Annotated in this window: 12 protein-coding genes; all 12 read right to left on the bottom strand. The window is 65.5% G+C overall.

Annotated features, from left to right (window positions below; translation table 11 throughout):
- Positions 1 to 75 precede the first annotated feature (75 nt).
- Positions 76 to 576 (bottom strand): DUF488 family protein, encoded by a 501-nt coding sequence (locus tag BGC09_RS13420; protein WP_069804504.1) that lies wholly within the window; start codon positions 574 to 576, stop codon positions 76 to 78.
- A gap of 849 nt (positions 577 to 1425) precedes the next feature.
- The gene (locus tag BGC09_RS13415) at positions 1426 to 3423 is read right to left on the bottom strand and encodes a tRNA-guanine transglycosylase (protein WP_069804503.1); all 1998 of its coding nucleotides are present in this window, start codon (positions 3421 to 3423) and stop codon (positions 1426 to 1428) included.
- Positions 3420 to 3695: a hypothetical protein gene (locus BGC09_RS13410; RefSeq protein ID WP_069804502.1), complete on the bottom strand. Its 276-nt coding sequence runs from the start codon at positions 3693 to 3695 to the stop codon at positions 3420 to 3422. Before BGC09_RS13410 ends, BGC09_RS13415 begins: the two co-directional genes overlap by 4 nt.
- A 123-nt stretch (positions 3696 to 3818) precedes the next feature.
- A complete protein-coding gene (locus tag BGC09_RS13405; protein ID WP_069804501.1) occupies positions 3819 to 7328 on the bottom strand; it encodes a DNA polymerase in 3510 nt (1169 codons plus the stop codon).
- A gap of 522 nt (positions 7329 to 7850) precedes the next feature.
- A complete protein-coding gene (locus BGC09_RS13400; protein ID WP_069804500.1) occupies positions 7851 to 9623 on the bottom strand; it encodes a DUF3987 domain-containing protein in 1773 nt (590 codons plus the stop codon).
- The gene (locus BGC09_RS13395; protein WP_069804499.1) at positions 9607 to 10554 is read right to left on the bottom strand and encodes a hypothetical protein; all 948 of its coding nucleotides are present in this window, start codon (positions 10552 to 10554) and stop codon (positions 9607 to 9609) included. Before BGC09_RS13395 ends, BGC09_RS13400 begins: the two co-directional genes overlap by 17 nt.
- Positions 10555 to 10637: 83 nt before the next feature.
- A complete protein-coding gene (locus tag BGC09_RS13390; RefSeq protein ID WP_069804498.1) occupies positions 10638 to 11441 on the bottom strand; it encodes a 3'-5' exonuclease in 804 nt (267 codons plus the stop codon).
- 81 nt (positions 11442 to 11522) lie between these two features.
- On the bottom strand, positions 11523 to 11942 hold the full coding sequence (locus tag BGC09_RS13385) for a hypothetical protein (protein WP_069804497.1): 420 nt from the start codon (positions 11940 to 11942) through the stop codon (positions 11523 to 11525).
- Positions 11939 to 12538 (bottom strand): glucosaminidase domain-containing protein, encoded by a 600-nt coding sequence (locus tag BGC09_RS13380; protein WP_069804496.1) that lies wholly within the window; start codon positions 12536 to 12538, stop codon positions 11939 to 11941. The genes BGC09_RS13385 and BGC09_RS13380 overlap by 4 nt, the downstream gene beginning before the upstream one ends.
- Positions 12539 to 12578: 40 nt before the next feature.
- On the bottom strand, positions 12579 to 12794 hold the full coding sequence (locus tag BGC09_RS13375) for a hypothetical protein (RefSeq protein WP_141727780.1): 216 nt from the start codon (positions 12792 to 12794) through the stop codon (positions 12579 to 12581).
- A 206-nt stretch (positions 12795 to 13000) separates the two neighbouring features.
- Positions 13001 to 13507, bottom strand: a complete 507-nt coding sequence (locus BGC09_RS13370) for a hypothetical protein (protein WP_069804494.1) — start codon at positions 13505 to 13507, stop codon at positions 13001 to 13003.
- Positions 13508 to 13522: 15 nt separating this feature from the next.
- Positions 13523 to 13805, bottom strand: a 283-nt coding sequence (locus BGC09_RS13365; RefSeq protein ID WP_218104048.1) for a hypothetical protein, incomplete at its 5' end; no start/stop codon positions are given.

Raw genomic sequence — 13805 nt, 5'->3', positions numbered from 1 at the left:
TGACGGGGCCTGCCGGACACACGGAGGCTGTTCCCTGCAGGTCCAGGAATGCTCAGGTGTATCAGCGCTCCTTTCTCACACAGAACATGTGTGAGGTCCCTCCTGTCGAGGCAGGCTCGCCAGCCAGAGCAGCACCTGCTCCGGCTGCCAGATGGTCACTGACGGATCGGCTGCCTGCACGGCCTCACAGATCTGGCGGCGGTGACAGCGCAGATACTCCGCGCAGCCGCACAGGAGCAGCAAGGGCGTGTGGCCCTGCTCCATGAGCTGGAGCAGGACCTCTACCCCTTGGGGCAGGGCGGCGATGCGGATCTGCCCCGGCTCCCGGTAGGCGCTGTTCCCCAGCAAGGGACCCACATCCAGATAGCGCGCTCCATAGCGCCGGCGGAGGGCCGCGCCTCCCCACCCAGGGAGGCGCGAGCGCGATGACCAGCGCACCTCCACCAGCAGCGCGCGGGGCAGGCATACCAGCGCCTGGTCGATGCAGGTGCGATGCAGCGGGGCGCCATAGCCTACGGGGAGCAGGACCCGTGCCAGGGGAAGGGGGACGCTCTCCTGTGGGGTTTCTCGCTTCATGAAGCTCCTCCCTGATCTGCTCTCCCAGGGTCTGGAAACCCTGGCCTGTCTGTGACCAGGGAAGCGAGGTCAGGCGCCAGGTTAGGGCAGCGACCCCCTTCCAACACGGCGCGCACCTGCCAGCCGAGCCACCAGGTGTAGTGCGGCGGAATGGCCTGCGCCAGCTCGGCCTGGCTCATCCAGGGAAGCCCCATCGCCCGCCGCCCCTGGGCCACGCTGGTGGTGGCCCGTTCCTCTCGCTGCCGCTGCCGCTGCAGCACCCACACTGAATGCCCATAGACGCCATATCGGCAGACCTCGTGGTGGCAGGGACCTGGCGCAAAGAGGAGGAGATTACTCTGGAAAAGTCGATGACGCCGAAGGGGAAGACCGAACATGGAGCCACAGAGCAGGAGGGCGGAGCGAAGCACCGGGTGTGCACCCGGCACATTCTCCAGGACGAACGGCTTGTCCAGCGCCTGCAGTCGCGCCAGGGTGGGATGGACCCAATCCGGGTGGCGGGTCCGGTCCGGGGTCCGTGGACTCCACCGTTGACAGGGAGGGGACGCATGGATCAAATCCACCTGGTCCTGCACCTGTTCTAGCCAGGTCAAGGCATCTCCCAGGAGGAAGCGAAACGGATAGCGCGGTTGCGGACGGCAATCCACCCCGATGACCTCGAACCCGGCCAGCGCATAGCCCCATGCGGCTCCCCCGGCTCCGCAAAAGAGATCGAGACAGACCGGCCTTTTCCAGCGCCTGCCAGACGAGCTGGCGCAGTCTCTCCAGCTCGGCCTCATGCAAGGGGACTTGTTCCCTTCTTCAAGGGAATATTCATGAGCATCAATAATCATCTGTTCCAAGAGCGCATCATTCATGGCCTCTTGCAAGATCTCGTCCATCGTGGCGAAGTCGCCGCGCTCGATGGCGCTCAAGGAGGCAAAGAGGGTCCTCTCGCGCGCCAGCTGCTCGGGAGACGGCGGCTCCATGTGGCGCTCGTGGTCTGCCATCCTGTTTCCTTCCTTTCGTTTCAAGTCGGAGACGTGCCACCAGCTCCTCCAGATGCTCCTGGCGAAAGAAGGCGGTCAGTCGACGGGCTTTCGGTTTGCAGGGCAACACCTCCAGCCGGCCCGTGCGGCGCGCCGCCAGCTCCATCGCCTGCCGGTAGGCTCGACTGGTCGCATACCCCAGGCAGGCCACGTAGTGCTCTCCCCAGCGCTCCAGATAGCGGGTCAGCCGCCCGGCCACCAGCTCGATGTGCTGCTGGTTGCTTCCCTCCAACCGGAAGTCGTAGCCCAGCACCTCGGGGACCTGCTCCCACTCCTCGGGCACCGGCCCATACAGGCCCGAGAGCGTCACCCAGTGAATGCTGTGCAGTCGGTCACCGAGTGCCGCCTGCAGCCGCTCTCTGACGTAGCGGTGCGTGCGCGACTGCGAATAGGGTTTCTCTCCCGAGCAGGGCAACACCAGCAACACCCGCTTGTCCGCCGGGGGAGCATAGCCCCGGCTTTCGATGTTGAATGCCTCGGGGGTGTAGGCCAGGGAGACGGCCCGACGGCCACCGGTCCCCGCTGGCAAGCTGGGCTGACTGGTCCCACCAAACGAACGCCTCGAGCCGAGCCGGCGCAAGCGCTCGTCTCGCTGCTGAAGCCGGGCCAGAGCCTCTCGGAGGCGCTCATGCCCCTCCACCCAGCGCAGCAGAAAGTCCGCCAGGGCGTCTGCTGCCACCGCCTGGCGCACCTCCTCCACCAGGCGAAGATCTTGCTCGAGATTGTGCAGCGCCACCTCGGCATAATACCGACTCTTCTGGGTGCCAGTCTCTAACGGGCGGCCCGCCGGGGTGAGGGACGTCAGCCCCGCCTGCAGCTCCGCGAGCGAGCTGGTCTGACACACCGGGCAGTTACAGGCCAGCTCTTGGAGTTCGAGCACCGGCACAAAGCGGTGCCTGACTGGATCGAGATAGCGGAAGCTCCGCGCCATCTGCACGTAGGTACTGGAGTCAAAGGTATCCACTCCAAGATAGGCGAGCAGCGGGATGAGCGTGCCTGTGACCCCAAACAGGTGCACCGGGGTCGTGGGCCGCTCGGCTGCCGGAATGCCCTCGATGGCGGCCTGCACCAGGTCGATGATGGTCAGCAGCTTCTCGGCCCCCCGCAGGCGCAACGGCACCAGCGAACCGATGGCAATCCCCAGCGGGATGCGCTGCAGCCCCTCGGCCTCGCGCAGCGCAAAGACGCGCTGCACCGCGTGGCGCAGGTCGTCGGGGGTCTGCCCATGGACCGCCGCATACACGAACGGGGGAGGGCCAGACTGCTCCGCCAGCAGGCGCAGGGTGATCCCCACATTGGCCAGACTGCGCGCCATACGCGCCTCGGCCTCTGCGCGCACCAGCCCGGATGGGAGCGGATAATCGAGGGTGGCAAGGAGACTGGCCCCGAAATCCTGCTGTAAGCGCAGAATGGTCTGCGGCGTGGCTTCCAGTCCATAGCGCGAAAGGTCGAGCTGACTATTCCACAGCAGCCGGAAGCCTCCAGAGTCACAGAAGAGAGGCGCCCGATAGTGCAGCTCAGGAAAGGCGGCCTGATAGTGCTCGCGCAAGGGACGCTGCCGCCACCGGGCAAGTTCGCCAGGACTGAGGGGGAAATCCAGGAAGTGGAGGACCTGGGTCATGATGGGCCTCTGCTGGCGCAGCAGCCCCTGTGGATGGGCATGGAGCACCCATTTCCAGATCCCACCTCCGCGTGGCGTGCCTCCCGTGATCAGGGAGGCAACGGGAAAGAGCGCCGGGGTGGAGATCTCCACCCCCTCTCGAGTCAGGATCTGCCCACCTCCCCGGGCACCCCTGGTAAACATCGGAGGAACCATCATGGCTGCTGCTCCTGCTGGCGCTGGCGCCAGTGGCGCGCGACCCAGCGAGAGGCCCGAGCAGAGTTGTCTAAGAGCAACTCTGCATCGTTATCATCAAGGAACCCCGCTTCTCGGTCCTCCTCCACCCACTGCCGATACCGCTCCTCTCTTTCCTGAAAGTCCTGCTCGACCTGGCGCCAGTGGCGCCAGGCGGCCAGCACGTACCAGATGAAAACGCCCAGGGAGAGCGCGAGCAGTCCCCAAAGGATGGTGAAGGAAAAAGCGTCGTGCATGTTGGCTCCTTTCGTCCTGATAGGCTCTTTCATTTGCTTCGCAGCACGAACGAACGGGGGAAGTGCATGGGAGGCAGGCGGGAAGCGGCTGGGAAGGTGCATGGACGCAGAGAGGCTCCGGTCTCATTTCCTCCACCAGGGAGCACAGCACACCTCTGGCTCCGGTAAGGCGACTGTCGGTAACCATTCCCGGCACGCATCCATCAAGGACTGCTGGAGCATACAGATGGCCTCTTCCACCCGCTCGTTCGGGCATTCCAGCACAAGTTCGTCATGGACCACCAGCACCACGTGGACCTCCACGGGCAGCCGTTGCCAGAGCAGGGCCAGCGCCTGCTTGAGGATATCGGCATTGGTGCCCTGGATGGGATGATTACGCGCTGCCCGCTCCAGTAGGCCCGGTGGCTCTGCTCCTGCCTGCTGCCGTTTGAACCAACGCACGCGCCCGCCCAGGGTGCGCGCTTCTCCCCGCCGCAAGGCTTGCCGGCTGGCCCGCTGCAACCAGGAGCTGACCCGCGGGTAGGCGGCAAAGAAGCGTTCCATCAGCAGTCGGGCTTCCTCTAGCGAGACTCCGATCCGCCGCGCCAGGCTGGCCGGTCCCATGCCATAGAGCAGGCCAAAGTTGACTGCCTTGGCCACCTCGCGCATGGAGAGCATTCCCCAGCGCTCTCGCCGCGGATCAGCCTCCTCTGGCAGCCCAAATACCAGGCGAGCCGTTTCGCTATGCAGGTCTTTACCGGCAGCGAAGGCCGTCAGCATGCGCTCATCGTGTGCGCACTCGGCCAGGATGCGTAACTCAATATTGGCGAGATCCACTGTCAGCAGCTTCGCTCCCGGCGGGGCGACGAAGCAGCGGCGCAGTGCTCCTGCGACCAGGATCTCGTCCTCCTCCTCTGGCCCGGCGTCGCCTGGCTCCCCCACAGAGCGGCGCGGGATCTGCTGGAGGTTCGGGGTCTGGCAAATGATGCGGCCCGACCGGGCCCCCACCTGCCGAAAGTCGGCATGGATGCGGCCATCCTCTTCCACATAGCGCAAGAAGGACTCCCCAAAGGTCGTGCACCAATGCTGCAGCTTGCGCCATTCCAGATAGGCTTGCACCTCTGCCCGGTCTGCAAAGGGGGCCAGCGCTTCCTCACTGAGGCCCGACAGCGGCGCGCCACAGACGACCTCTAATGCTTCCCGCACCTGCTGGAGGATATGCAGAGAGAAGCGCACGGCTGCTGGAGAGGCTGCCGATCCCTCCAGCAGGTGCAGCTGTCTGAGAGGCTCCTGACGCTCCTTCCACTCGGCCCAGATGGTTCCCAGCGTGGCTGTCAGGTCTGCCTCGATGCGTTCCAGTCGCTCCTGCTGGCGCCTGGCAAGCCGCTGCCAGGAGACCTGGTCAATGAGCACCCCATGCCGTTCCATCTCGGCCACTATCGGCAGGGCATCGTGTTCCAGCTGAACGATGCGTTCGACGCCCACCCGACGGATGCGCTCCTGTTGCTGCGCGGCAATCGCGAGCGGCACCAGAACATCCTGCACCAGGTAGCGCAGCTGTGGCTCCGGCAATGACTCCTGCCAGGCCATGCGGTGATCCAGGCCCACAAACCAGGGCCGCTCGACTTTGCTCACTGCCACCCCGTAGCGCTGCGCGGTCGCTTCCAGCGACCAGGAGCAGTCGTCTCCATTCCGGAGAACCTGCTCCACCAGCATGGTATCGTAGAGGCGCGTGGAGACGGAAGGACCGGGCGGGACCAGGAAGACCCCCAGCTGCTGGGCCAGAAATTGCCAGTCAAACTTCAGGTGATGCCCAACCCAGGTGAGCACTGTCTGCGCCTCCGCTGCCGCTTGCCCGAGCAGCGCAAAGAGCGCCTGGATCTCTCGTTTCCAGCGCGCTTGCTCCTCGGCGGGGATGGTCCAGAACAAGCGCAGATCCAGCAGGAAGACCAGGCCGGGCTGGCCAAAGGTCACGGTGATCAACCGGTCGCGTCGCGGGGAAAGCCCGGTCGTCTCACAGTCGAGGCCCACCCAGGCCGAGCCTGACCGGATACGCAGCACCAATTCGTAGAGGAGCAGCGCGGTGTATTCCAACTGCTCCGCGTCCTCAGCGCTGCTCTCCTGCTCCGGCAGCGACGTGGCGGGCTGGCCGTGCCCATCCGCCCCCTCGGGGGCAGCCGAAGGAGCGACTGCACGCACCAGGTGTTCCCAGGTCCATGCCGCGCTGCGGAGGCGCTCAAACAGCCCCCTGCTCACAAGCGGAGTCAGATCCCAGGGGAGGACATGCTCCTCACAACAGGGACGATCATCAGGGTCAACCCAGTGGGCCGGTTTCCCACAGCACTGGCAGCCCTCTTCCTCGGGCAACGGTGGCGGCATGCTGTCCACAGGCGACCCGGACCTCTCTTCGTCTGCGGCGAGGGCCGGCATGTCTTCGGGCGCTCGAGTCGCCCGGGTCAGGTGATCCTGCTCTGGCTCCTGTTCCGATGGCTGCAGTTCAGAAGCGGCTGGGAGTGCTGTCGCTGCCTGCGCGAGTACCAGACCCGCCTGAACCCAGGCGCGGAGATCCTGCCCCGCTTGAAGCATCTCATTGACGTCCTTGCTGATAGGCTGCCACAGCCAGGCGCGCGCTCCCAGGGCTTCCAACCAGTAGCGTGCTGCAATGGCGCCTTGTCCCTGCGGGTCCTGATCAAAGGCCACCAGCACGCACGCGGCCTGGTGCAGACGCTCCACCCAGGTCGGGCTTCGTGCCCCTGCCGCTCCTCCCGTGCCCACGCAGACCACTAGCTCCCCGACCTCTTGCTCCAGCGTCGCCACATCTATCTCCCCCTCGACCAGCACCACGGGCTGGCCTGCCTGCAGACGGTCCAGCCGATACAGGCAGGGTCGACTCCCTGGCAGCGTCCAGTAGCGCCAGGATCTTCCAGCTCTGGCCGAGGCTACCCGCCTGTGCTCCACCTGCCCTTGCTCCACCCGGCGGAAGACCAGTTTCCAGAGCGCCCCCGCGCTTTCCCACGGGATCACCAGGCCCACCGGCAGCCGCAGTGGGCGATCTGGCTCGCGATCGGTCAGCCCCCAGGTCTCTGGACGTGCCAGCTGGCCAAGCGGCACGCCGGCAGGAAGGTACCCCCACCCGAGTCGACGCACCGTCTCCTCCCGCAAGCCGCGTCGAGCCAGATAGGCCCGTGCAACGGCACCCTGCTCTGTCCACAGCCATCGCTGCGCCTGCTCCAGCAAGGCCCGGCCTGCCTCCTGCCACTGCTGGGGCGGGGGGGCGTCCGCCGCTACCGACCCCTGTGACGCCGCCCCTGCAGCAGCCAGCAGTCCTCTCTCTTCCTCCCAGCATCCCAGCCAGGCCCGCGCTTCTGCCCGACTCCAGCCCTTCCAGAGAGCGAGAAACGTCAGGGCATCGCCGTGGCGCAGGCATCCCTGCCCATGCCAGCCGCAGTAGAAGCGCTGGGGCTGCGTGGCCGTCACAATGCCGAACCGATCACGCCCCCCGCACCAGGGACAGGGTCCCTTGGCGACGCGATCCTTGCCCACCGGGTGCGAGAACTGCAGTCCTGTTTCCTGCTGGATCAGGTGCACCAGGTCAATCTCCGCCAATGAGCGCATAAAGGTCGATCTGACAAAAGTTGCAGGTGATGCAGACATAGGGTCTCCTTTCTCTCTCCTGTGCAGGGTGTCACGAGTGTCGCATGACTGTCGCATCACGTTCGTGACACCCCTGCGCTGGCTTGTGAAGCGGGCTGAAGGCCCTTTTTTGGGGGGGTGTCGCATGTGTCACGAGTGTCATAAGAGGAGAGGGGGAAGCAATCCCCTCTTCAACCCCTTCAGGGTTGACAGAGGACTATATATATTCTATACTGATAAAAGGGGGACTCTATTTTTATCATATATTGTTGAGCTTATGGTACTTAGACGGGGGTATGACTGGCGACACTTCGGAGGAAAGCATTCCCCCTTCTCTTCTATGACACTCGTGACACATGCGACACCCCCTCAAAAAATGCCCTTGATCCGGCTTGCCATGCGGACTGAGAGGTGTCACGAAATCGATGCGACAGTCATGCGACACTCGTGACACCTGCTCACCCCGAGGCGTTTTTGGGATGCTCGAACCCGCTTGACGGACGCCGCTCCTGATGCTCCTCTAGAGAGGGGGCCGTCGAAACGTCACGTCAGCCCGCTTAGGGATTGGAATGAATTGGTGAGCGGCCCCGTGCCCTCTTCCGACCGACCACGGAAGCGGTAGAGCAGCCGGCTTCCACTTTGCAGCTGCTCGACTTCCCCAGCCTGCAGCAACAGGTGCAGTGCCTCGCGCAAGCGGGCAGCGGGGACCTGGCGCAGGATCGCCGGCGCTCTCCGCTGGATATCGCGAATGGTCACCGCCTCCCCTGGCGGGAGACGCTGCAGGAAGCGGGCCAGGTGATCTTCAATACTCTCTTCGCTGCTCGTGGCTCGCATCTGGGCATGGAGGCGATGAAGATGGAGCCGAAAGCGTTCCGCCAGCTCCTGGGCTTTGGCCCAGTGCGCCAGCTCGATGCGAGCCGGCTCCCGGCGATCCTGCTGTTCGAGGCTGGCATTGAGCAGGGCTAGTTTCAGCGCCAACTCCGGCAGGCGCCCGTAGGCCCCGTCCAAATCTTCCAGGGGGCTGCTCGCCAACAGGGTCCGCAGCGCCCGGCGATAGCGGTCATAGCCCACATACGCCTCCTGGCTGATCTGACAGGCTCGCTCCGGCAGGGGCCCGCGTTGGAGCCGGTAGCGATTCGGTCCTCCTCCGGTGCCCCCTTCCTGCGGCTCCAGGCGCAGCTCTGGGAGTCCCAGCCGCTCGTGCCAGGACCGCAGGCGCTCGAGCAGTGCTCGCGGCGGCTCCGCCTCCCCTGGGGTGAAGGTCTGTTGCTGAACCTCACGCAGGGGGGCTACGGCGAAGGCGAAGCGCGCTAGAAAGCCATCATGCCAGAGCTCCGCCCCCGGTTGGGCCACGAGTCGGAGACTGGCCGGCGTCATGCTCCCCAGCACCGCCAGGGAAGGACGCTCGATGACCTCTCCCCCACGCAACAGGGTCGCGTGCTCGAAATACGGCGGGCAGCTTTCGAGCACCAGCAACAGCTCAATAAAATCGGCCATCGTGCTGCGCGGTTGCAGCGCCGCCCGGACGAATTTGCCGAATTCATCCAGGTACCAGCCGCGTTGCCCAGGCATGGCCAGCCGGTGCTGCAGGCGCGCTTGTTGCTCGGGCGGGAGCTCATCATAGCCTGGGGGGACGGTCGTCAGGGCCAGATCCGACAGGAGTTTCTGCGGCGTGATCCGGTCCGGGAGCAGCAACCAGTCCAGGCCCGCCGCCTGTAACAGCGCACGGCCTGCCTGCGCGGTGGTGGTCTTGGCAAACAATGACGGGCGTGCGACCAACACCAGCAGGAGAGTGGGATAGACCCGCTTGTGCTGCAACGGCAGATAGATCCGCCGTGCGGCCACGGTGGAAAAGACCCACAGCCCGACGAGCACATGGAAGTCCTCGTATGCCTCGGGGGAGGCTTGCCGACTGTAGGCCACATACGCATCCAACGTGGGCCAGACTCCTGCACTCACTTCTGGCGGAAAGGAGAGGTCCTCCGGCAACGGAGGCATGCCTTCTTCTTCTTCCGCTTCTTCCGCTTCGGGCGCCAGGGAAGACGGCGCGGCCCCTGGCTCTGACAAAGGTGCAGCAGACAGACCAAGCCAGCGCTGCAAAGCCGGCTCGCGGACTGCCAGCGCTCGCAGGGTGGTTTGGAGGACGGTAGGGTGCTGACGGAAGCGGACGGCCTGCTCTGCCAGCAGGGAGGCCAGTGGCTGCCAGGAACCTAGCTGGTCTGCCGGTGGGAGGGCAGGGTGCCGGCCCTCCCACAGCTGCTGGACGAAGCGCTGCATGACCTGGTCCGCAGACGGAAGCTCAGGATGGTGACTCATAGGAGATGTTCCGCAGCAGCTCTTGGAGCCAGAAAGACGGGACGCGGAAGGAGAAGGAGACAGACCCCGACGGGTCACGGACTAGCCAGCCCCCCTCTTCCCACCTCTGCCGCCGGAACCCACGGATCTGCTCCTCGCGCTCCTCGGTCAATTCCCGGGGCAACTCCTTGAGCGAGAGCACGTGCTTGCGGAAGAGCGGTCGATGCAGGAGGGGATCGAGTTTGAGCAGGCGCCGCTCTGGACAGGTGGCCGTCGGCTCCAACGTCAGGTACCCTTCCGCATCCGGCTGATCGCTCCGGCTCCAGCCCGTCTCTTCCAACCAGCGCAGCTCCCCTTCCTCTGTCGCCACCATGCCCCGGACATAGTGGACCTGGTAGAGCGTGACTGTTGCCTCCTTGGGCCAGGGACAGGCGCGCGCCAGGACCTCTGCCTGCCGCTCTGCCAGTTCGGCACGGGCCACCTCGTCTTCGGCCTTCAGTGCCTGCCACCGGGCATGTTCCCGGCGCGACGCTTCGAGTCCAAAGAGCAGCCAGCGGACGAAAGACTCGGGGGGGAGCCAGCCGGAGCGGGCAGTGGCGGCATTGACCCGCTCGCAGCCAGCGATCCCATACCAGCCTTCATCACGAAGAGTGATCTGCCAGTCACACTGGCTGCAGCCAAAAGGCTCGGGCAGCCGCAGCTGGATGGTCAGGGAGTCTGGATACGTACGAAGCCTGCGCATCCAGGGACGCATCACAGACGGGAGACCACTGCGCTCCAAGAGGGTGAGCGCCTGCTCGAAGCGCTCCTGGGCCTGGTGCTCGGCCTGGCGGCGCTCCGCTTCTTCCTCAGCAGCCTGGGCGGCTTGCCTGGCGCGGAAGGAGCGCTGCTCTTCTTCGTAGACCTCGCTGGCACGTTGGGCCAGCGCCTCTAGCTCCTCATTCATGTTCATGGGATGCTCCTTTCCTGCTGATGAGGATCGTCGTGTGCCCCAGAGCGAGGGGATGCTCTTCGCATCCCCTCACCTGGCCAGGACTAGAACGGCTGGGTATCGTCCAGGTCGTCCAGCGCATCCAGGTCGCCCTCGTCTACTTCCTCCTGCTCGCGCTCGTGGAGGGGACCGAGGCGCCCTTCCGCCATCGCGCGCAGGATGGCTCGCTGCCCCCGGGCGCGATCCACGGCTGTGGCTGGCTGCGGGAGGGGAGCACCGATGAGCCGGCAGAGGGTGGGCAAGCCCGCATAGGACTGAGAGAAGAAGGTCCGCGCCGGTTCCTGCAGATCGATCCCCAACAGGACCGGTACCCCCAACCCGAGCCGGCGGCTCGCCCGGCGCAGCTGCTCCTCATCCCATGCCCAGTTCCAACTGATCAGGAGCTGCCCCCGGACCTGCTGCTCGAAGGCAGGCCAGACCGTTGCCAGCTCGGGGGCCTGCTCTAGCTGGGCGGGCGTCAGTCCATTGTAGGTCAGCGCCGCCTGGTCGTACCCCTGTTGGGGACGGATCAGCTGGTCGAAGACCGTCTGTCCGTCGCTGGGGCGTACCAGCACCAGCCGGAGCAGCTCCGCGGTGCTTCCCAGGCGCGTCGTGTCTACTTCCAAGATGCGGCTGCTGGGGAGAGCCAGCAGCGCCTGGGCCCAGGCCATGCGCTCGGGATCGGGCAAGGCCGGCAGCTCGTTGATGGTCTGTTCGAGCGTCTGCAGGAGGGTTTGCAAGTGGCGCCGCTGCGCTAGACGACGCTCCACCTCGGCGAGGGAGAGCGGGTGAGGCAGCGGTTCCATGACGGTCGCACCCAGCTGCTCGATCTGGCGCAGGAGTGTCGTGAGGTGTTGGAGGTGGTCCATAGAGCTCCTTTCTCGACCCATCGCATGGGCACGATGGTCCGCTGTGGCAGAAGGGTGACTTGATGTGGGCTGAGGAAGCCCTCAGAAGATGGGGCGCAGCGGATTGACCTGCTGCGCCGGCAAGGGGTACCAGTCCAGGCCCCAGACCTGGCGCAGGCGCGCCCGGATCTGCTCAGCCCGCTCCGGCGCCCGTCGGGCGGCATACACCCAGAACCGACTGCGGTGCTCCGGGGCCGTCGGGTCCTGCTCGCGCGCCTCCGGGTCCTGGCCCGAGAGCCAGATCACTTCCGTGCCTGCCGCGTCCGTGTAATGATACTGAGCCGGCAGCCATCCCCAGCGGCGCCGGCAGGCTGGCAGGCGGAAGGTGAGCCGAAAGCCTTCCCGCTCCAGGAGCGTGCTCACCTGCGAGCTGACGAGACGCATCTGTACGTAGGCCGTCCAGCCCACCTCGGCGGCAGGCTGCTGCTGCTGAGGCCGCTGGGCCTCGTGTCGAGCGGTCATACGAGCCTCCATTGCCTCATATGGGACAGGACATCATGGATGTAGGCCGCCGGGTCGTTGCCGTCTGCCGCCGGCGCATACACCGGCAGGATCTGCTCGACGGTCAGCAGCCCCCGCGGGAAATACTCCCGCGTCAGTAAGGCGGCGAAATCCGCGTAGCTGGCTGGCCAGTCAGGATACCAGCGGTACCCGCCCAGGCAACGCTGCCAGCCTGGCGTACATCGAATATTGCCGAGAGAATGGGTCAGGCGGGCCACCCCCAGGCGGCCAAACTGCGACTCGTGCCAGAACACCGCCAGGGCAAAGGCCGGATTGATGCCGGCCTGTACCATGTCGGCAGAGAGGGCCTCCCCTGTGCCGCAGGCCGGGCTGTGCGCCTGACACAGCAGCCGATCGATCAGTGCGCGGTCGATGGTGGGCGGCCCCTGGACCCGATCCAGCCCGCCACCGGCGGCGGGCGCTCGGTGGCCCGGCACCTGATCTGGCCCGGGCGATGGCGTTCCCGCTGCCGGCACGCTGGCCCCGGCACAGATGGCCAGCGCCAGCAGCCCCCACAGCAGGGCAAAGCTTCCCAAAAGCAGCATCACACGTCTCATCGGACGCCTCCTTCCTTGGGCTGGAGGGAGCCTCGCCGGCTCACAGCCAGGAGGCGAGCCAGAGCGCCCCGACCAACAGCAGCGCTCCGATCAGCCAGAGCCGCTGCTGCCGCCACCAGGTCAGCAGCAGCCAGCCTCCCAGCAAGGCACCGGCGACCAGTTCATCCAGACCCCAGGCCAGCCACGACGGGGGCGGCTGCCAGCCCCTGGTCAGCACCAGCCCGTTGAGGAGCAGCCCCAGCATCCACAGGCCCACGCACCAGCTCCCGCTGATGCTGATCTCTTGGTTCCACCGGTACCGCGGGAGGGCGCTCGAGGGGTCTTGGAGATCTCCCTGCATGGGGGCATGGCTCGAGGTGTGCAGTGCCATCGTTTCACCTCTGTTCGCATCGCAATGAAAAAGAACTCCCAGATCTGGGCGAAAACGGGGCAAAAACGCTGCCGTACCTGCAACGGCCAGGCTCACTTCTGCCCGCGGCTCTCCACTTCTGCCCACTTTTGGCTCTCTTCTGGCCACATCTTGGGGCAGCGCCGCGGTCTGCCCCGCCCTCTGAGCATGGTCTGTACCTCACGCTCATAGCGGCGGCGGGTCGATCGAGGGAGTGCGGATAACCGTTGATAGGCCTCTTGGAGACCTGCGAGAAGCGCGCCGCGGAAGACCGGCGCGCTCTTGCGCGTCAGTTTCCCTTCCAGAGAAAACCACTTCGGAAGCTCATAGGCATCGTAGCAGTACCCCTCTTGCAAAGAGAGGGTCGGGCAGGGAAGGCAGGAATTATGCTCCCAACAGACCACCAGGCTGCTGGCAGGGTTGGGACGTGCGCGAAGCGTCCAGTACTCGGTAGAGGTGGCCAGAAAGAGCAGGAGACGACGTCCCCACTGAGGGGTGAGGATTTCCTCTTGCCCCAGGAGCGTATACGGGAGCCGCGGCTCCTGGGCCTCCAGCAGCCGTCGAAGAGTGCGCTCCTGCATCCTCTCGCCTCCCTCCTAGGTGCGGGCCTGGTGCCCATGCGGACTTCTCCAGGCCTGCTGGTTCGTAAGCAGGTGCCAGGACGGCGCTGCTTTCACCGGCGGTACCTCCTCCGTCTCGGTCTGCTGCATCTGAGCCGGTGGGAGCGTCGGCTGCTGGAACGCTTCGCTCTCAATTACTCTCACCTGCCGCTCCATGGCTGCCAAAGCTCCGCGGCTCTGGATCTCCAGCATTTTCAGAAGCACTTCCTCATTCCGCGCACGCATCTGCCTGTACTCCTCATACTCCCGTTGGCGATTG

Source organism: Thermogemmatispora onikobensis, from assembly GCF_001748285.1.
Taxonomy (GTDB): Bacteria; Chloroflexota; Ktedonobacteria; order Ktedonobacterales; family Ktedonobacteraceae; genus Thermogemmatispora; species Thermogemmatispora onikobensis.
Note: the sequence above shows the minus strand (reverse complement) of the source record. Positions and strands in the feature narration are given on the sequence as shown.